Annotated in this window: 19 protein-coding genes, 3 tRNA genes and 1 pseudogene; 10 read left to right on the top strand and 13 right to left on the bottom strand. The window is 70.3% G+C overall.

Features of this window, described 5'->3' with window-relative positions; all coding sequences use genetic code 11:
- From VH969_RS14060 to VH969_RS14025, 8 genes are all read right to left on the bottom strand, one after another.
- A partial coding sequence (locus VH969_RS14060; RefSeq protein ID WP_331974171.1) for an FAS1-like dehydratase domain-containing protein occupies positions 1-188 on the bottom strand: 188 nt, incomplete at its 3' end.
- Complete coding sequence (gene rpmG / locus VH969_RS14055) at positions 189-356, bottom strand: 50S ribosomal protein L33 (RefSeq protein WP_349257578.1); 168 nt, start codon at positions 354-356, stop codon at positions 189-191. It abuts the gene before it with no gap.
- 29 nt (positions 357-385) lie between these two features.
- Positions 386-458 (bottom strand) — tRNA-Met (locus VH969_RS14050).
- A gap of 37 nt (positions 459-495) precedes the next feature.
- A tRNA-Thr gene (locus VH969_RS14045) sits at positions 496-568 on the bottom strand.
- Between the two features lie 66 nt (positions 569-634).
- Positions 635-3292 carry a putative bifunctional diguanylate cyclase/phosphodiesterase gene (locus VH969_RS14040; protein ID WP_331974170.1) on the bottom strand — a complete coding sequence of 886 codons (2658 nt, stop codon included), beginning with the start codon at positions 3290-3292 and terminating at the stop codon, positions 635-637.
- A gap of 171 nt (positions 3293-3463) precedes the next feature.
- Positions 3464-4540, bottom strand: coding sequence for a winged helix DNA-binding domain-containing protein (locus VH969_RS14035; RefSeq protein ID WP_331974169.1), 1077 nt, complete (start codon positions 4538-4540; stop codon positions 3464-3466).
- A 96-nt stretch (positions 4541-4636) separates the two neighbouring features.
- Complete coding sequence (locus VH969_RS14030) at positions 4637-5134, bottom strand: hypothetical protein (protein ID WP_331974168.1); 498 nt, start codon at positions 5132-5134, stop codon at positions 4637-4639.
- Between the two features lie 619 nt (positions 5135-5753).
- Positions 5754-5836, bottom strand: a tRNA-Tyr gene (locus VH969_RS14025).
- A gap of 143 nt (positions 5837-5979) precedes the next feature.
- Between VH969_RS14025 and VH969_RS14020 the strand changes: the two genes are divergently transcribed.
- A complete protein-coding gene (locus VH969_RS14020) occupies positions 5980-6471 on the top strand; it encodes a YajQ family cyclic di-GMP-binding protein (RefSeq protein ID WP_331974167.1) in 492 nt (163 codons plus the stop codon).
- A gap of 31 nt (positions 6472-6502) precedes the next feature.
- Positions 6503-7378 (top strand): glucose-1-phosphate thymidylyltransferase RfbA, encoded by an 876-nt coding sequence (gene rfbA, locus VH969_RS14015; RefSeq protein WP_331974166.1) that lies wholly within the window; start codon positions 6503-6505, stop codon positions 7376-7378.
- Here rfbA and htpX read toward each other — a convergent pair.
- Together htpX and VH969_RS14005 are read right to left on the bottom strand one after the other, a co-directional pair.
- Positions 7375-8241 (bottom strand): zinc metalloprotease HtpX, encoded by an 867-nt coding sequence (gene htpX, locus VH969_RS14010; protein ID WP_331974165.1) that lies wholly within the window; start codon positions 8239-8241, stop codon positions 7375-7377. The two genes, rfbA and htpX, sit on opposite strands and share 4 nt — an antisense overlap.
- A 75-nt stretch (positions 8242-8316) precedes the next feature.
- On the bottom strand, positions 8317-9084 hold the full coding sequence (locus VH969_RS14005; protein WP_331974164.1) for a siderophore-interacting protein: 768 nt from the start codon (positions 9082-9084) through the stop codon (positions 8317-8319).
- Positions 9085-9158: 74 nt separating this feature from the next.
- On the opposite strand from VH969_RS14005, the gene VH969_RS14000 reads away from it, so the two are divergent.
- The 3 genes from VH969_RS14000 to VH969_RS13990 are packed head-to-tail and all read left to right on the top strand — an operon-like array spanning position 9159 to position 11951.
- Positions 9159-10541, top strand: coding sequence for an amidase (locus VH969_RS14000; RefSeq protein WP_331974163.1), 1383 nt, complete (start codon positions 9159-9161; stop codon positions 10539-10541).
- Complete coding sequence (locus VH969_RS13995; RefSeq protein WP_331974162.1) at positions 10511-11083, top strand: TetR/AcrR family transcriptional regulator; 573 nt, start codon at positions 10511-10513, stop codon at positions 11081-11083. Before VH969_RS14000 ends, VH969_RS13995 begins: the two co-directional genes overlap by 31 nt.
- 34 nt (positions 11084-11117) lie before the next feature.
- The gene (locus tag VH969_RS13990; protein WP_331974161.1) at positions 11118-11951 is read left to right on the top strand and encodes an SAM-dependent methyltransferase; all 834 of its coding nucleotides are present in this window, start codon (positions 11118-11120) and stop codon (positions 11949-11951) included.
- Here VH969_RS13990 and VH969_RS13985 read toward each other — a convergent pair.
- Complete coding sequence (locus VH969_RS13985) at positions 11886-13073, bottom strand: MFS transporter (protein WP_331974160.1); 1188 nt, start codon at positions 13071-13073, stop codon at positions 11886-11888. The two genes, VH969_RS13990 and VH969_RS13985, sit on opposite strands and share 66 nt — an antisense overlap.
- Complete coding sequence (locus VH969_RS13980; protein WP_331974159.1) at positions 13070-13639, bottom strand: helix-turn-helix domain-containing protein; 570 nt, start codon at positions 13637-13639, stop codon at positions 13070-13072. The genes VH969_RS13985 and VH969_RS13980 overlap by 4 nt, the downstream gene beginning before the upstream one ends.
- A 138-nt stretch (positions 13640-13777) precedes the next feature.
- Between VH969_RS13980 and VH969_RS13975 the strand changes: the two genes are divergently transcribed.
- On the top strand, positions 13778-14125 hold the full coding sequence (locus tag VH969_RS13975) for a VOC family protein (protein ID WP_331974173.1): 348 nt from the start codon (positions 13778-13780) through the stop codon (positions 14123-14125).
- Between the two features lie 75 nt (positions 14126-14200).
- The gene (locus tag VH969_RS13970; RefSeq protein ID WP_331974158.1) at positions 14201-14479 is read left to right on the top strand and encodes a hypothetical protein; all 279 of its coding nucleotides are present in this window, start codon (positions 14201-14203) and stop codon (positions 14477-14479) included.
- Between the two features lie 207 nt (positions 14480-14686).
- Here the strand turns inward: VH969_RS13970 and ddaH are convergent, their stop codons facing one another.
- Entirely contained in the window at positions 14687-15511 is an 825-nt protein-coding gene (ddaH, locus tag VH969_RS13965) for a dimethylargininase (protein ID WP_333783838.1), read from the bottom strand.
- 74 nt (positions 15512-15585) lie between these two features.
- On the opposite strand from ddaH, the gene VH969_RS13960 reads away from it, so the two are divergent.
- From VH969_RS13960 to VH969_RS13950, 3 genes and pseudogenes are all read left to right on the top strand, one after another.
- On the top strand, positions 15586-16038 hold the full coding sequence (locus VH969_RS13960) for an Lrp/AsnC family transcriptional regulator (protein ID WP_331974157.1): 453 nt from the start codon (positions 15586-15588) through the stop codon (positions 16036-16038).
- Positions 16039-16268: 230 nt separating this feature from the next.
- The gene (locus tag VH969_RS13955) at positions 16269-18179 is read left to right on the top strand and encodes a 2-oxoacid:acceptor oxidoreductase subunit alpha (protein WP_331974156.1); all 1911 of its coding nucleotides are present in this window, start codon (positions 16269-16271) and stop codon (positions 18177-18179) included.
- Positions 18176-18350 (top strand): annotated as a pseudogene (locus VH969_RS13950) (2-oxoacid:ferredoxin oxidoreductase subunit beta); the annotation flags it as partial. The gene VH969_RS13955 and the pseudogene VH969_RS13950, both read left to right, overlap by 4 nt.

Raw genomic sequence — 18350 nt, 5'->3', positions numbered from 1 at the left:
AGGACCATCACGAAGGTCGGCGGGGCGATGACGTCCGGATGCCCGGCGGCCTTGGCGGCGTCGGCGTCGCGGTACATCGGCTGCGGGTCGCCGATGGCGTCCGCGAACTCCCGGATCTTCTCCCGGCCGACCTGATAGATCTCCGAACGTGGGTAGGTGTGCCCGACGTAGGACGGGTCCAGTGGCACCTAGCGCGTTTCCTTGTGCGTCTGGTGCTTGCCACAGTTCGGGCAGAACTTCTTCATCTCCAGGCGATCCGGGTCGTTGCGCCGGTTCTTCTTGGTGATGTAGTTGCGGTGCTTGCAGACCTCACACGCCAGCGTGATCTTCGGTCGCACGTCCGTGGAGCTGGCCACAGCCTTGCCTCTCTCTCATCTCACCCGCGTAGCGGTGGCCGGACTTGAACCGGCGACACAGCGATTATGAGCCGCTTGCTCTACCGACTGAGCTACACCGCCAGATCCCTGAGGGGACGTGCCCCCAAGTGTATTCGCGAGCCCCAATACGGAATCGAACCGTAGACCTTCTCCTTACCATGGAGACGCTCTGCCGACTGAGCTATTGGGGCGTGCTCCTGCGTGAGCCGTGATGACTGTACACGGCACGGTGTGCCGGGCGAAATCGGGATCCCCGATCACGAAAGCAGCGTGAGGACCGTCTCGTCGCGCACGTTCTTGGCCATCGCGGTGCGGGCCTGCAGCCATGCCTCGAGCCGCTCCTCGGACAGCGGGCGGGAGATCAGGTAGCCCTGCGCGACGTCGCAGCCCATGGCGGCGAGCTGGTCGCGCGCGGCGTCCTCCTCGACACCCTCGGCCACGACGACCAGGCCCAGCGAGTGGCCGAGCTCGACGATCGAGCGGACCACCGCGAGGTCGCCGAGGTCGCTGCCCATGCCGAAGACGAAGCTCTTGTCGATCTTGACCTCGTCGACCGGCAGCTGCCGCAGGTACGCGAGCGAGGAGTAGCCGGTGCCGAAGTCGTCGACCGCGAGGACCACGGCCAGGTTGTGCAGCGCGCGCAGCACCGGCAGCGCCCGCTGCGGGTCGGCCATCACGCCGGACTCGGTCAGCTCGAGCGTCAGCAGCTCCGGCGGCACGCGGTACCGCTCGAGCGCCGCGGACACCCGGGTCGGGAACTCGAGGTCGGCGAGGCTGCGCACGGACAGGTTGACCGCCACGCCGATGCGCAGGCCACGGTCGAGCCACTTGCGGATCCGGATGAGGGCCCTGTCGAGGACGAACTCGGTTAGCGCGTCGACCAGGCCGGCCGCCTCGACCGCCGGCACGAACTCGTCCGGGTGCAGGTCGCCGAACTCCGGGTGGCGCCAGCGGACCAGCGCCTCGACGCCGAGCACCTCGCGGCGCGGCAGCGCGACCTTCGGCTGGTAGTGCACGCTGACCTGGCCCGTCTCCAGAGCCTGGCGGAACTGCGTCACCAGCTGGAAGCGGCGCAGGAATATCTGGCCCATGCTCGGCATGTACGCGCGGACCCTCTCGCCGCTGGTCTTCGCCGCGCGCAGCGCCACGTCGGCGCGCTTGAGCAGCTCGTCGACGTCGAGCTCGGTCGGCGTACCCGCGCGGCCGCCCGGGGCGTCGGAGAACAGCACGCCGTCGGGCATCGCGGACGACGAGTAGCCGACGACGACGCCGGCCTCGACGGTCAGCCGGTCCACCGGGTACGGCGCCGACAGCCCGGCCACGAGCTTCTCCGCCGCGACCTGCGCGCGCTCGAGGTCGGCGTCCACCAGCAGCGCCGCGAACGCGCCGCCCTCGAGCCGGGCCAGCGGGGTGTCCGGGCCGAGCGCGTCGCGGAGCCTGCGGCCGGCGGCGATCGTGATCCGGTCACTCCAGGCGTAGCCCAACGCGTCGCTGATCGCGGGCTGGACCTCGAGGTCGACGCGCAGCATGACCGAGCCGGGGTTGCTCGCGAGCATCTCGGTGGCGAGCTGGCGGAAGCCGGGCCGGTTGTGCAAGCCGGTGAGCGGGTCGTGGTAGGCGTCGTGGCGCAGCGTCGCGAGCAGGCGGCGGTTGTCGAGCGCGGTGGCCAGGTGGCTCGCGGTGGTACCGATCATGCGCAGGTCGGCCTGGCCGAAGCCGCGCCAGCGGGACAGCTTGTCGTGCGCCTCGACGACGCCCAGCAGGTGGCTCGCGCTGCGCAGCGGCACGACGAGCGCCTCGTGGGCGTTTCGCTGGATGAGCGCCTGCCGGATCTCCGGGAGCGAGTCGACGCGGCGGAAGTGGCGGACATGGGAGCCGGGCAGCCGCAGCAGCCCGTCGGCCTTGGCGCCCGCGGTGTCGATGTCGACCACGCCGGCCGGCAGCTCCTGGCCGGCGACGACCGTGTGCATCGGTGCCTGCGGGTCGAACCGCAGGCGGAGCACGACGCGGGCGGCACCGAGCTGGTCGCGGATCCGCTGCGCGACGCCGTGCCAGTCGTCGGACTTGATGGCGCTCGCGGTGTCCTGACCGGCGGCCGGGCGGGCGGCCGCGCGCCGGCCGGAGCGCGCCACGATGAGGCTGACCTCGGACAACGCCTCGAGGTCGCGCTGCTCGCGGAGCAGGCCGGAGTAGGCGAGATAGAGGGCCCAGACGCCGCCGAGGGTGGCGAGGACCAGCGGCAGGCCGTGGTCGACATTGGTGGCGACCTCGTAGCCGACGACGCCGACAGAGGCGTTGACCAGGCCGAGGACGAGCGTGCGGAAGACGAGCTTGGTGGCCGCGCCGACGCGCAGCCGGCGGCCGAGGACGTGGACGGCGGCGAGCGCCAGCAGCGTGCTGGTGATCGGGGCGCTGATCGCACCCAGGTACGCGGCGATCCACTGCGGGCCGGTGCCCTGGATGATCATGCCCGCCACGGTGTAGACCGCGAACGCGTTGGTGATCTCGAGGATCTCGGCGCCGGTGTTGTAGAGGACGCGGTCCTGCACCCGCCGGGCGAGCAGCGTGCCCACGCCGGCGATCAGGTGGGCGGCGAGCACGACCTGGAACGGCGCCACGAACAGGCCGATGGCCAGCGGTATCTCGGTGAACGAGATGGTCCACGAGATGCCGCCGCGGACGTCGATGTTGACCGAGACCTGCTCGACGACGAGGAACGCGAGGACGAGGAGCAGGCCGGTGCCGATCTGGCCGGTGCTCGGGTGCAGCGGCAGCCACCAGGACATGAGCGCGGCCGCGGCCACGCCGATGACCAGCACGATCACGGAGAACACGCCGAAGCGCCGGTCGACCGACTGGTCGGTCTCGGCGGACGCGTCGGCCGCTGCCGTGCGCTCGGGTGCCGTTTCAGGCATGCACTCTCCTCGGCCGCCGCAGCGGCAACCAGCCAAAACCCCACTCACGCGACTTCTCGCACAGTGACCGAGCCCCGCCCAGGACACGTCACGGTCCGGTAACTGTACCCCGATCGGACGCAGAAACCGACTGTGCTAAAAGGACATCGCAACTCAGTGCACTTTCGAGCATCACTCGATCGGCGCGCCAAGCTGGGTCTGCCTGCCGAGAAATCGTCCGAGATCACTCACCTCGTTACGTAGATCGGGTAACTTTCGATCTTCGAACGGCTCGACTTCGACGGTGATCGAGTTCTTCGCCGCCTTCGTGCGCCACGTCCCGAGCGCGAGCCCCTTGCCGAGCACGACCGGCATCACGAAGCCACCACCAGCCTGAACGGCTTTCCGGTGCGCCTCCGGCACGGCGAGATCCCGGCCGCGGTAGCCGAGGAGGTAGGCGTCGAAGTGGCCGAGCAGCCTGGTCGGCGCCGCGGGCAAGTCCTCTTGTTCGAGGACGGCCGCTTCGACCCCGGCCGCCTCGACGACCTCGATCCGGTCGCCGATCGCGTCGAACGCGGCCCGCGCTTTCGTGATCGGCAACCCCGACCACATGGCGAGATCGCCGGCCGTCGCGGGGCCGTGACCGCGGAGGTAGCGCTCGGCGAGGATGGCCAGCGCCTCGGGCTCGTCGACCGGCTTCTGCTCGCCGAGCCAGTCGCGGACGAGGACGTAGGTCGGCTCGTCCTTCTCGGTGTCCGGGCCGCGGCAGAGCAGGCCGGTGTTCGCGGCGTAGCCGAACAGGTGGGGCGGTTGCTGGCTCTTCGGATCGAGCCGGACACCGCGGTCGGCCAGCCGCTCGACGATGTCGCGCCTGGTCAGCGGTTCCGTGACGATTTCAGTCAGCCCGGCCATGGCCTGTTCGAGGAGCGCCTTGTCGAGCCCGAGCTGGCGACGCCGGGGCGCGCCCTTGTCGGCGAAGTAGGGCCCGAGGAGCCCGTTGACCCACCCGAAGTCCTCGGCGGCGAGCATGTGCAGGGTGCCGCGCATGGCCCACGTCCGGACGACGGTCCGCCCGCGGCAGGCCTGGTCGACGTCCTCGGCCGTGAGCCCGGCAGTGCGCACCCGGACGGCGAGCCGGTTGGCCCGCACGTCCTGCGCCTGCAAACCGACGACCTGCCGCACGGCGTCGGCGACGGTGGTGGCGGTGCCGGCGAGCCCCTGGGCGCGGGTACGTGCGTCACGGACCTGGTTGGCATCGAGCCGCCTCACAGCGACCGCCCGACCGCGAGACCGAGCTCCCTCCCCCACCACCCGAAGACCTCCATGCCGGGAAAGCTAGCGGCAGGGTCCGACATTTACTGCGACTCACCATCGCGGGCGAGAGGCAACCGTACCGAGCGAGGGCAGCCGCAGATCGTCACGCATCGCCTTGCGGAGAAGGCCCATGGCAGCCAGGAGACGCTCCCGCGCCTCCACATAGGGCGGATGGGTGAGGTCGGCGCATTCCAGCAAGGCGTCCCGTGACTCCTGCAACGCGATCTGCGCATCCTCTGCTTTTGCGACGACATCGGCAGGGCCGACCATCGCAACGGTGTGAAACAACCGCCATGAGCCCCCGGGCAGCAAACAGGCATGGAGCTGCGGCCCGATATCTCCGGCAGAGGACGTGTGCTCCCGCACCACGCGGCGAAGGGCCGCGGATCCATCGGTGAGTGCGGCGAGATATCCGGCGTACGCCTCCCGCCGAACGGTCATCCAGTGGTGGTCCTGACTACGCCGCCACTGCGCACGCTCCGCCAACACCGTCGCCCCGACTCCGATGACCGCCCCGGTAATAGTCGCGATCAGCGTCGACCAGTCCATGATTTAGATCTAGCGTGCTGTCGACGTCATAGACAACCCCTTGCCCCCGTGGGGGACAAACCGCTGTTCCGCCTATCGGACCGTCCACACGTGACCGCGCAGCGGTTGGGAAACTAGCGTCCGATCCAGAAGACCGCCAGGCCGCCGTTCCGGTCAATCCACCTCGCCGGCTCAGCCCACCAGGTCCGCCGACTCCGTCTGCACATCGCACAAAGATCGCGGGTCGCGGCTCCGGTGGACACACAGGTTCGCCCTACGAGAGCGAACGCACACGACGATCGAGCGGGACCGCTCGTGCTCACAACTGACTCCTCCCTCACCAGGCGCGGTCAGAATGAGCTCGCCCAAGTCGCGCCCGGATTCTCGTAGGCAATTCAATTGCGGTGCGCGACCGGCACGCAATCACACGAACAGTTGCAACTGCTCAAAACCGTCACCGACGGAACAAGACGAGACGCGAAGGCCCAAATGACCTGAAGCTATCGGCGTCAGCACCCAGCCGGGTGAACCTTCACTGCGGCGGGCGCTGCCCTTCGCTACCACGCGCCCAGCGCCGCTCCACACCGGACAGCAAACGGCCGGTGACCTTCGTGCTGGTCACCGGCCGTTGAGACTGGGGTGGCGGGTGAAGGGTTCGAACCTTCGTAGGCGTAAGCCGACAGATTTACAGTCTGCTCCCTTTGACCACTCGGGCAACCCGCCGGGAGGTCCAGCTCGGCTGGACGGCGGAAACCTTACCCAACGCCTCCGTGGGCAGGCCAACCGGATACTCCGCAGCCGGGCGCGGGGCCAGCGGTAGCATCCGGGCGCGGGGTGAACTCGCAGGTGAGTGGAGGTGTTTGACGGTGGCGGATCCGTCCTTCGACGTGGTGAGCAAGGTCGATCGGCAGGAGGTCGACAACGCGCTGAACCAAGCGAGCAAGGAGCTGTCCACCCGGTTCGACTTCCGGGGGACCGGGGCCTCCGTCAAGTGGGCCGGCGAGGAAGCCGTGACCATCGAGGCCGAGACCGAGGAGCGCTGCAAGGCCGCGATCGAGGTGTTCAAGGACAAGCTCGTCAAGCGGCAGATCTCGCTCAAGGCGTTCGACGTCGGCGAGCCGGCGCCGTCGGGCAAGGTCTACAAGGTCACCGGCAGCATCGTGCAGGGCATCGCCTCCGACAAGGCCAAGCAGATCGCCAAGAAGATCCGCGATGAGGCCCCCAAGGGCGTCCAGGCCCAGATCCAGGGTGACCAGCTCCGCGTCTCCGGCAAGAAGAAGGACCACCTGCAGGACGTCATCGCCCTGCTGAAGAGTTCCGACTTCGGCATCGCGCTGCAGTTCACGAACTACCGCTGACCCGCCGGCGCAGACGGTAGCGTCGACGCCCGTGAAAGGGATCATTCTCGCCGGTGGGGCCGGCACCCGGCTGGATCCGATCACCCGCGTGGTCTCCAAACAGCTCCTGCCGGTGTTCGACAAGCCGATGGTCTACTACCCGCTCTCGGTCCTCATGCTGGCCGGGATCCGGGACATCCTGGTCATCTCGACGCCCGCCGACCTGCCCCTCTTCCGCCGGCTGCTGGACACCGGCGAGGAACTCGGGCTCACGCTGTCCTACGCCGAGCAGCCGGAGCCCAACGGCCTGGCCGAGGCCTTCCTGATCGGCCGCGAGCACGTCGGCGGCGACGACGTCTGCCTCATCCTCGGCGACAACATCTTCTACGGAGCCGGACTCTCCGGCCTCCTGCAGGACGCCGTCGCCGGCCTCGACGGGTGCACGCTCTTCGGCTACCCCGTCCGCGACGCGCGCCGCTACGGCGTCCCCGAGGTCGACGACGGCGGCCGGCTCGTGGAGATCGTCGAGAAGCCCGCAGCGCCGAAGTCGAACATCGCGGTCACCGGGCTCTACATGTACGAGAACTCGGTGGTCGACATCGCGAGGACGCTGCGGCCGTCGGCGCGGGGCGAGCTCGAGATCACCGACCTCAACAACGTCTACATCCGCGACAAGCGCGCCCAGCTGATCAACTTCGCCCGCGGCACCGCGTGGTTGGACACCGGCACGCACGAGAGCCTGCTCGAGGCCGGCCAGTACGTGCAGGTGATCGAGAACCGGCAGAGCGTGCGCATCGCCGTGCTCGAGGAGGTCGCGATGCGCATGGGCTACATCACCCCGCACGCCGCCTACCAGCTCGGCGAGCGGCTCGGAAAGTCCGGTTACGGCCAGTACGTTATGGAGATCGCGCGCGCCGCGGGCGCTTAGCGCATGCCGCGGCGGGCCATGTCCTCCAGGCGGCGGATGCGGTCCGGGATCGGCGGGTGGGTCGAGAACAGCCTGGCCACCCGCTCGCCCGGGCGGAACGGGCTCGCGATCATCAGGTGGGCCTGGGAGACCAGCTGCGGCTCGGGCGCCAGGGGCAGCCGGGCCGTGCCGTACTCCAGCTTGTGCAGGGCCGACGCGAGGGCCAGCGGGTCGCCGGTGAGCTCGGCACCGGACTGGTCCGCCTGGTACTCGCGCGACCTCGACACCGCCATCTGGATCACGCCCGCGGCGATCGGTCCGAGAAGCGCCAGGAGCAGCAGGGCGATCGGGTTGGGACGGTCGTCGTCCGAGCCACCGAACAGGCCCGCGAACATCGCCAGGTTGGCCAGCATGCTGATCACGCTCGCGAGCGCGCCGGCCACCGACGAGATCAGGATGTCCCGGTTGTACACGTGCGACAGCTCGTGCCCCAGCACCGCCCGCAGCTCGCGTTCGTTCAGCAGCTCCAGGATCCCGGTCGTGCAGCAGACGGCCGCGTTCCGCGGGTTGCGGCCGGTCGCGAAGGCGTTCGGTGCCTGGGTCGGGCTCACGTACAGCCTGGGCATCGGCTGGCGCGCGGCCGTCGCCAGCTCGCGCACGATCCGGTACATCGCCGGCTGCTCGGCCTGCGACACCGGCCGCGCGCGCATCGCCCGCAGCGCCAGCCTGTCGGAGTTGAAGTACGCATACCCGTTCATCAGCAGCGCGATCCCGAAGCCGATGAACAGCGCGGTACGGCCGAACAGCGAGCTGATCCCGATGATGAGCGCGCTCATGCCGCCGAGCAGCAGCGCGGTCTTCAGCCCGTTGTAGTGCTTGTGCACTTCCGCACCCTTTCCGTGAACGTAACTCCTTGCCGTACAACGATCCTCGGCCGCCAGGAGTTCCGACACCGCAGGTCAGGTGCCTGCCTCACCTCTCCGCCAGTACGTGGTCGGGCGCACGGCCCGGCGGTCGAAACCCCGCTCGTCCAGCAGGTGGGCCCGCAGCTCGACCATCGACGAACGCTCCCCCGCGAGCCAGGCGTCCACGCGACCGGACGGCAGGTCCGCGGCGGCGACCGCGCCGGCGAGCGTGCCTTCGCCGTCCCGGTGTACCCAGGTGACCGGGACCGGTAACGGCTGCTCCTCCGCCGCGTCCGCGACCTCGACGAACACCTTGGTCACGGCGTCCGCGGGGAGCGCCCGCAGGATCGCCGCGATCGCCGGCAGCGCGGTCTCGTCGCCGGCCAGCAGGTGCCAGTCGGCGGTGGGATCGGGCTGGTAGGCCGGCGACGGGCCGACGAAGATCAGCCGGTCGCCGGGCCGCGCCGCCTGGGCCCAGTCCGACGCCGGTCCGGGCGCGTCGTGCAGGACGAAGTCGAAGTCGACCTCGCGCGCGCCGGGATCGTGCCGGCGGATCGTGTACGTCCGGGTCAGCGGGCGGACCTGGGACCACATCCCGCGCGCGGCCTCGAGCGTCAGCGGCTCGGGCAGCTCCACGTCGTCCGGGTAGAAGTACAGCATCACGTTCTGGTCGGTGCCCGCGCTGACGAAGTCGGCCAGCTCGTCACCGCCGACCGTCACGCGCACGAGCCGCCGGGTGACCCGCTCGACCCGCCGCACCGGCACCCGCCACAGCTTGGTCTCCGGCCGGCGCGTCCGCCGGCCCGCTGTCTGCACACTCATCGCATTCATCTTCGCACCTGGCCGTACGTCGGCGCGGCGCGGTACTGTTCGTTCGAACGAACGAGGAGGCCGGCATGACCACGACCGCACCGACCGACCGGTTCATCGGGCTCGAGGCGCAGGCCGCGCGGCTCGCCGCCGGACAGGTGACGTCCGCCGAGCTCGTCGACGAGGCGCTGCGGCGGATCGACCGGACCCAGCTCACGCTGAACGCCTTCCGGCACGTCCGCGGCGACCAGGCCCGCGCCGAAGCGAAGGTGGCGGACGAGCGCCTCAGGTCCGGCGAGCGAAAGGCGTTGCTGGGCGTGCCGGTGGCGATCAAGGACGACCTCGACCTGACCGGGCTGCCGACCGCGTTCGGCTGCAGCGGCGACTTCCCGGTCGCCGAGCAGGACGCCGAGCTGGTCCGGCTGCTGCGCGCGGCCGGCGCGGTGATCGTCGGCAAGACCAACACGCCGGAACTCGGCCTGTGGCCGATCACCGAGGGCGAGGCGTTCGGCGTCACGCGCAACCCGTGGAACCTCGGCCACACGCCGGGCGGCTCGTCGGGCGGGTCCGCGGCCGCGGTCGCCGCCGGGCTGGTGCCGGCCGCGATCGGGTCGGACGGCGCCGGCTCGATCCGCATCCCGGCCGGCTGGACGCATCTCGTCGGCATCAAGCCGGGCCGCGGCACGCTGCCCTCCCCCGAGGCGTTCAACGGCATCACCGAGTGGGGTCCGCTCGCCCGCACGACCACGGACGCCGCGCTGCTGCTGGACGTCCTGGCCCGCGGCGACCGCGGCCGGTTCCGCGCCGCAGCCGAGCGCGAGCCGGGCCGGTTGCGGATCGCGCTGTCGCTGCGGCCGGCGTTCTCCGGGGTCCGCGGGCTGACGCTGGACCCGCAGGTGCGCGCGGGCGTCCTCCGCGTCGCGCGGCACCTGCACGAGCTGGGCCACGAGATCGTCGTCGCCGAGCCGCGCTACGGGATGATCGGGCTCAACTTCCTGCCGCGCTCGCTCGCCGGCGTGCACGACTGGTGCGGCATGACGCCGGACCCGGCGCTGCTCGACTTCCGCACCCGCGACGCCGGCCGGCTGGGTTCCCGGCTCGCCGGCCGCGCGCTGCGGCTCTCCACGCGGTCGCTGGGCTTCTTCCAGCGGCGGGTCGGCCGGATCTTCGATCGCGCCGACGTCGTGCTCGCACCGACGACCGCCGCCCCGCCGCTGCCGGTCGGCTCGATCGACGGGCTGACCGGGTGGGGCACCGACCGGACGGTGATCACGGCGTGCCCGTACACGTGGCCGTGGAACGTGCTCGGCTGGCCGGGCGTGAACGTCCCGGCCGGGCTGACCGAGGCCGGGCTGCCGGTCGGCGCGCAGCTGCTCGGCCCGGCCGGTGGCGAGGAGTTGCTGATATCGCTGGCCGCGCAGCTCGAGACCGTCATGCGGTGGGCGGACCGGACGCCACCGATCCAGTGACCACGCGCGAGCGGATCCTGCACGCGGTGCTGCGGGTGATCGGCACCGAGGGCGTCGCCGGCGTGACGAACCGGCGGGTGGCGCGCGAGGCCGAGGTGTCCCTCGGCTCGATCACGTACCACTTCGCCACGCAGCACGAGCTGTTGCGCGAGGCGATGGTGCTGTTCGTGGCCGAGGAGACCGCGCGGCTCGGCGGGATCGCGGAGCAGCATCTCGGCACGCCGGTGTCGCTCGAGCGGGCGGCCGCGATGGTGCAGCAGGTCGCGGTCGACACCCGCTTCGGACACGAGCAGATCGCGCCGCTCGAGTTGTACATTCAGGCCGGCCGTGACCCGGGCCTGCGCGACGCCGCCGCCGAGTGCTTCGCCGCCTACGACCGGATCGCGGTCACCGTGCTTCGTGGGCTCGGCCTGCCGGACCCGGAGCGGCTCGCCGGGCCGGTCGTCGCCTTGATCGCCGGTCTGCAGCTGCGCCGCCTGGCGACCGGCTCGACTGGGCCCACGAGCATTGCCGACGCCGTTACGATGCTCGTGCGCGGATAACCGGAAAATTCCCCACCAGCCCATGGAGTCCGCAATGAGGCCACAGTCACCCACGGGCGTCCCCCGGGTCGACATGAGCAAGCCCAACGCGGCACGCATGTACGACTACCACCTCGGTGGCGCGCACAACTTCGAGCCGGACCGGATGCTCGCGGCGCAGGTCGAGCAGGTCGCGCCGTGGGTCAAGGACGTCGCCCGCATCAACCGCGCGTGGCTGCACCGGGTCGTCGACTTCCTGATGTCGCAAGGCATCCGGCAGTTCCTCGACCTCGGCTCGGGCATCCCCACCGTCGGCAACGTGCACGAGATCGCGCAGCGCGTCGACCCGGGCGCGCGCGTGGCTTACGTGGACTACGAGCCGGTGGCGGTCCACCACAGCTTCGAGCTGTTGAAGGACAACGAGAACGCCGCGATCGCCTGGGCCGACATCCGTGACACGCGCGCCGTGCTCGAGCACGCCGAAGTGGCCCGGCTGATCGACTTCTCCCAGCCGGTCGGGCTGCTGATCGTCGGGCTGCTGCTGTTCGTCGACGACGACGCGGACCCGGCCGGGCTCGTGTCGGGCTACCGCTCGGCGTGTCCGCCCGGGAGCTACCTGGCGATCTCCACGATGAGCCAGGACGACGCGGACCCGCGGACGCGCGAGGAGCTGGCCGGCCTGCTGAGCCTGTACGAGGGTGCCGACGAGCGGATCACGCCGCGCACCAAGGAGACCATCGAGTCGTGGTTCGCGGGCACCGAGCTCATCGAGCCGGGGCTGACGCTGCTGGACGAGTGGCGGCCGGACCGCGAGGCGTCGACGTCACCGGCTCGCACGCTCGGGTACGGCGGCGTGGGGCGCGTGCTCGGGTCGCGCGACGAGCACTAGGACGCCCGACAGCAGGTTCAGCGCGGCCTGGACGTCGAGCAGCAGGCCGAACGAGGACGCGCCGGCGCCGGCGACCGCCATGCCGAGCGCGTTGCCGAGCGCCATCGCGGCGAACGCGGAGCTCATCAGCCGGCCGGTCGCGGCCGGCGGGACGGCGGTCTGGAGCGTGGACAGCAGCCCGGACGTCGCCACGACCGCGGGGACGCCGGCGGCCACGAAGAGTCCGATGTAGACGGCGAGCGCGGTGGTGACGTGGGGGCCGTTCCACAGGAGCGCGCTGACGGCGCCGAAGGCGACCGCGCCCCAGCCGAGCAGCCGGCGCGGGGCGACCCGGCGGGCCAGCACGGCGACGCCGACGCCGGCCGCGAGCCCGCCGATCGCCTGGACGCCCCGCAGCAGCCCCGCGCCCTGCGGACCCGCGCCGAGCACGTCGAGGACGAACGGCACGTAGAGGGCGAGGAACATGCCTTGCGACACCGCGCCCATCATCATGGCGGTGCCTATCACCCAGAGCCGGCGGTCGCGGCGGATCATGTCGAGCCCGTCGAGCCATTCGCGGATCGCCGGGCCGCGCGGCGCGGGCTCGTGCGTGGTGCCGAACGGTGTCACCAGCGCGCCGACGGCCACGAGGAGCACGACGGCGTAGGCGAGGTAGACGACCGCGATGCCGCCGCCGGCGAACAGCGCGCCGCCGAGCCACGCGCCGACGAGGCGGGAGACGTTGGTGCCCATGCCGAGCATGCCGTTGGCGGCGGTGACGCCGTCGGAGCCGACGAGGTCGCGGACGAGCGCGTTGCGGGCGGGTTCGAACAGCGCGGCGAGACCGGCCTGTCCGGCCATCACGACGTAGCCGACCCAGACGGCGGAGTCCATGGCGAGCAGCGGCGCGGCCACGAGCGCTTGGCCCGCGCTCACCGCCAGGAGGAGCTTTCGGCGGTCCAGGCGGTCGGCGAGCACACCGGCGGCGGGGCTGAGCAGGACCGCGGGCAGCAGCCCGACGATCATCATGGCGGCGGTCGAGGCGGCGGAGCCGGTGGCCTGGTAGACGAGGATCGGGAGCGCGATCTGGAGCATCCACTCGCCGGTCTCGGAGCAGACGGCGGCGAGCCAGAGGCGGGTCACCGCTCGAGCCTCAGGAAGCCGCGGAAGCCGGCGTGGACGGGCCGGGCGTCGTCCGGCGCGTCCTTCCTGATGGTGCTGACGTACGGGCGGATGAGGTCGTCGACCCTCTGCGCCAGCTCGGCGAGCTCGGCCGCGTTGACGGTGAGCGAGTAGGTGTTGACGGTGCCGGTGGTGCGCCACTCGGGCTCGAGGTCGTCGGAGCGCTCGAGGAAGCGCTGGGTGAGCTTCTGCTCCTCGACGAGGGCGGTGCCGAAGACGGCGAGCTGGGCCGCCCGGGTCGTCGGATCGTCCGCGAGCTCCCCGAGATCGAGCCCGACGACGGTCGCCCGCCACGGGCGTTGCCGCCCGTCGCCGCCGTCGGTGGACTCGACGAGCCCGAACCTCGCGAGCTGGCGCAGGTGCCAGCTGCAGTTGGAGGCGCTGGAGCCGACCGCGTCGGCGCACTCGCTGGCCGTCCGGGGGCCGACGGACATGACGTAGCGCAGGATCGCGGCGCGGAGCGGGTGGGCGAGCGCGCTGAGGAGCTCGACGTCGCGGACCTTGCGGCGGGGTGGAAGCTCGGCCATCTGCGCCTCCAGATCTGAAGGGATCCTTTCGAAAGTATCCTTTCAGACTGACGGTGTCCAGACTCCCGATGAGTTTCGGCCGTTGTCGTGGTCTTCTTGCGCGAAGGGAGGTGGTCCGGGGTGGACCTGTACAGCGTCATGTGCGTGAGTGACCGGACCAGGTCACTGAAGTGGTTCGAGGCGTTCTTCGGCCGCCCGGCGGACGAGGTCGTCGGTGACGAGCACCTGTGGCGACTGGGCGAGAACGCGTGGCTGGTAGTCGACGACCGCCCGGTGCGAGCGGCACACGTGGGCGGCGCGATGATCACGCTGGGCGTAACCGACCTGGACGACATCCTGGCCCGCCTGGCCGCTCACGGCATCGCCCACGCCCCGGTGGAGACGTACGGCAACGGCGTACGCCACGTGGCCGTCCTCGACCCGGACGGGAACAGCCTGTCGCTGGCCGAAGCCCCCGCCGAGTGGGCCGAAAGGTTCTCGAAATAGATCGTGCCCGATCGTCGTCGCGGGCCTCGGATCTACTGTTTCGGCCTGTTCCGCGGCGCTCGATACGCTCGCACAGTGAACAGGTGGTGGGCGGCACCCACGGTGATCCTGGTCAGCGGTTCGACCGCGGCAGGTTTACTGCTGGTGGTCGGCAAATCGTATGACCTGCCGCAGTGCCCGGCGAACGTCACACAGTGGCCCGACGAATGCGTAATCGGGTTCAACTTCGGCACCGCAATGTTTTATTCGGTGGCAATCTTGGTCGCGGCGGGAGCCGTGCTGGCCGCGGCTCTCGTCGCTGCGGTGAAGCTCTGGCGACTCCATGAACACCGAGTTGGGCCCGCAGCCCGTTGAGAAACGGATTCGGGCCAACGCCGCCTGGGGAGTCTTTACGGATAGTTGTCCTGATAGATGCCTGACACTCCCGTTCCACCTGGTACTTGACGGATCGACACGAGCGTCACAGACGACTCGGCCGGCGTCTGCGCCCTTACGACCCGCCGTTGAACAGCGGAAAGGGGTCTGACGCCGGCCGAGGAGTTTGTACGGAGAGTTAGCGGATCAGTCCCGGATTTCCAGCGTGCAGCACTTCGGGCCGCCGCCGGACTTGCGGAGTTCGGAGATGTCCACGAAGGACGGTTCGTAGCCGTGGCTGATGAGTTGGTCCGCCAGGTGCGTGGCTTCGATCGGGAGGACCACGTTGCGGCCGTCCGAAACCGCGTTCAGGCCCAGGCACTCGGCATCCGCCGCGGTGGCGATGACCGCGTCCGGGAAGAGGCGGTACAGGACTCGCTGGGAGCCCGGGGAGAACGCCTCCGGGTAGTACGCCACGTGCGCCCGGCGGCCCGGGGCAGCCGGGGCGAGCACGCACAGCGCCGTGTCCAGGTGGTAGTACCGCGGGTCGACCAGGTTGAGCGACACCACCGGCACGCCGAGGATCTCCTGCGCCTCGGCATGCGCGCCCGGGTCCGTGCGGAAGCCGGTGCCGGCCAACAGCACCTCGCCGGTCCAGGTGAAGTCGCCTTCGGCCTCGTTGATCTTCGTCGGCATGATCACGTCTCGGTAGCCGTGGTCTAGGAACCAGCGGCGGAAGTGGTCGGCCTCGGCGGCCCGCTGCGGCGCCCGGAAGCGGGCACCCAGCACATGGCCGTCGATGACCGTCCCCGAGTTCGCGGCGAACACCATGTCCGGCAAGCCCGGCTGGGGCTGGATGAACTCGACCTCGTGGCCCCACCGGCGGTACGTGTCCGCCAGCTCGGTCCACTCCTTGAGCGCCAGCTCGGTCGACACCGGCTGGCTCGGGTCCATCCACGGGTTGATCGAGTACTCGACGGTGAAGTACGTCGGCTCGCACATCAGGTAACGTCGCTCGGTCGACTCGCGCATGATTCCAATGTAAGTGCCTAACAGACAAGCGATCAACGTCGCAAACCCACCCTTGAACCGGCAGAATGTTGCGTGTGGATAGCATCGATCAGCGAATCGTTTCGCAGCTCGTCGCGGACGCACGGTCCAGCTACTCGGAGATCGGCAAAGCCGTCGGCCTCAGCGCGCCGGCGGTGAAGCGCCGCGTGGACCGCCTCCTCGACACCGGCGTGCTCCGCGGCTTCACCGCCGTCGTCAACCCCGAGGCGCTCGGCTGGGGCACGGAGGCCTTCGTCGAGGTGCACTGCATCGGCAACGTCACCCCCGACCGCATCCGCGCGCGCCTGCTCCCCCTGCCCGAGGTCGTAGCCGCGTACACGGTCTCCGGCGCGGCCGACGCGATCGTGCACCTGCGCGCGGCCAACATCCATCACCTCGAGGACGCCCTCGAACGCCTCCGCGCGGTCGACATGATCGACCGGACGGTCTCGACCGTCGTCCTCTCCACGCTCCTCGAACGGCCGCCCGCACCCGAGCTCGCGAGCTGAAGGCGAACCAAGCACGGCCGCCGCACGTATTGCCGGATATCAGTCCTCCTACGATCGGGCAGCGCGAATGCACCGGGGTATCCCGCCAGGCGTAACAGGCGTCCCACGATCCGAGACACCCAACTGTGAGCTGAGACGCGAATACCCTTGGCGAAAGGGGGCTCGCGGGTCGAGCGCGGATAGGGTGAGCAAGTGAGCACGCAGTAGTGCGACGGAGGGACCGACAGACGATGGAAAGCAGCGAGAACGGGGGAAACGGCGAGCTGAAGAGCCTTCGGGCGACACAGGTCACGACGCTCGACCGGGTCGTGGTCCGGTTCGCCGGGGACTCCGGGGACGGCATGCAGCTCACGGGTGACCGGTTCACCTCGGAAGCGGCCGCCTTTGGTAACGACCTGGCAACGCTGCCCAACTTCCCCGCCGAGATCCGCGCCCCCGCCGGCACGCTGCCCGGCGTCTCCAGCTTCCAGATCCACTTCGCCGACTACGACATCCTCACCCCGGGCGACCGGCCCGACGTCCTCGTCGCGATGAACCCCGCCGCGCTCAAGGCCAACATCGCCGACCTGCCCGTCGGGGGCACGGTCATCGTCAACACCGACGAGTTCACCAAGCGCAACCTCACGAAGGTCGGCTACGACAGCGACCCGCTCGAGGACGACTCGCTCGCGAACTTCCAGGTCTTCGCGGTCCGGATGGCCACCCTGACGCAGGGCGCGCTGAAGGAGACGGGCCTGTCGAAGAAGGACGCCGAGCGGTCGAAGAACATGTTCGCGCTGGGCCTGCTGTCATGGATGTACCACCGGCCGACCGAGCGCACCGAGCGCTTCCTGCGGGAGAAGTTCGCCCGCAAGCCGGAGATCGCCGAGGCCAACGTGCTGGCGTTCCGCGCGGGCTGGAACTACGGCGAGACCACCGAGGCGTTCGCCGTCACCTATGACGTCCCGCCGGCCGAGTTCCCCCGCGGCACCTACCGGCAGATCACCGGGAACATGGCGCTGGCGTACGGGATCGTCGCGGCCGGCCAGTGCTCGGGGCTGCCCGTGCTGCTCGGCAGCTACCCGATCACGCCGGCGTCGGACATCCTGCACGAGCTGTCCCGGCACAAGAACTTCAACATCACGACGATGCAGGCCGAGGACGAGATCGCCGGCGTGGGCGCCGCACTGGGCGCGGCCTACGGCGGCTCGCTGGGTGTCACGACGACATCCGGTCCGGGCATCGCGCTCAAGTCGGAGACCATCGGGCTCGGCGTGATGTCGGAGCTGCCGCTCGTCGTGATCGACGTCCAGCGCGGCGGCCCGTCGACCGGCCTGCCGACCAAGACCGAGCAGGCGGACCTGCTGCAGGCGATGTTCGGCCGCAACGGCGAGTCCCCGGTGCCGATCGTCGCGCCGCAGTCGCCGGGGGACTGCTTCGACGCCGTCCTGGAGGCGACCCGGATCGCGCTGAAGTACCGCACGCCGGTGCTGCTGCTGTCCGACGGCGCGATCGCCAACGGCTCGGAGCCGTGGCTGATCCCGAACGTCGAGGAGCTGCCCGACCTGCGCGTCACGTTCGCCAAGGAGCCGAACGCGCTCGACGGCAGCGACGAGCACTGGCCCTACGTCCGCGACACGGAGACGCTCGCGCGCGAGTGGGCCGTCCCGGGCACGCCGGGCCTGCAGCACCGGATCGGCGGGCTGGAGAAGGCTGACGGCAAGGGGAACATCTCCTACGACCCGGACAACCACGACCGCATGGTCCGCCTCCGTCAGGCCAAAGTGGACGGCATCGACGTGGCCGACCTGACGGTCGACGACCCGACCGGCGACGCGCGGCTGCTCGTCCTCGGCTGGGGCTCGAGCTACGGCCCGATCGGCGCCGCGTGCCGGCGGGTACGCGGCGAGGGCCTCAAGATCGCGCAGGCGCACCTGCGCCACCTGACCCCGTTCCCGCGCAACCTCGGTGAGGTGCTGCGCTCCTACGACCGCGTGGTCATCCCGGAGATGAACATGGGCCAGCTGGCCCTGCTGATCCGCGGCCGGTTCCTCGTGGACGCCCGGCCCTACAACAAGGTCGCGGGCGTCCCGTTCAAGGCGGAGGAGCTGCAGCACGTGCTCACCGGGCACCTGAACGAACTGGAAGGAGTTCCGGCATGACCGCCGTGGACCTCGGACTGCCCGGACTCGGCGGGCTGTCGGGTGTGCCGACGTCTGATGAGCCGCAGCGGGCGAAGGATTTCAAGTCGGATCAGGAGGTGCGGTGGTGTCCGGGGTGTGGTGACTATGTGGTGTTGAACGCGATGCAGTCGTTCCTGCCCTCGTTGGGGT

Source organism: Actinophytocola sp. (genome assembly GCF_036555685.1).
Taxonomy (GTDB): domain Bacteria; phylum Actinomycetota; class Actinomycetes; order Mycobacteriales; family Pseudonocardiaceae; genus Actinophytocola.
The sequence above is the reverse complement of the archived record's forward strand: the minus strand, read 5'-3'. Positions and strand labels throughout refer to the sequence as shown.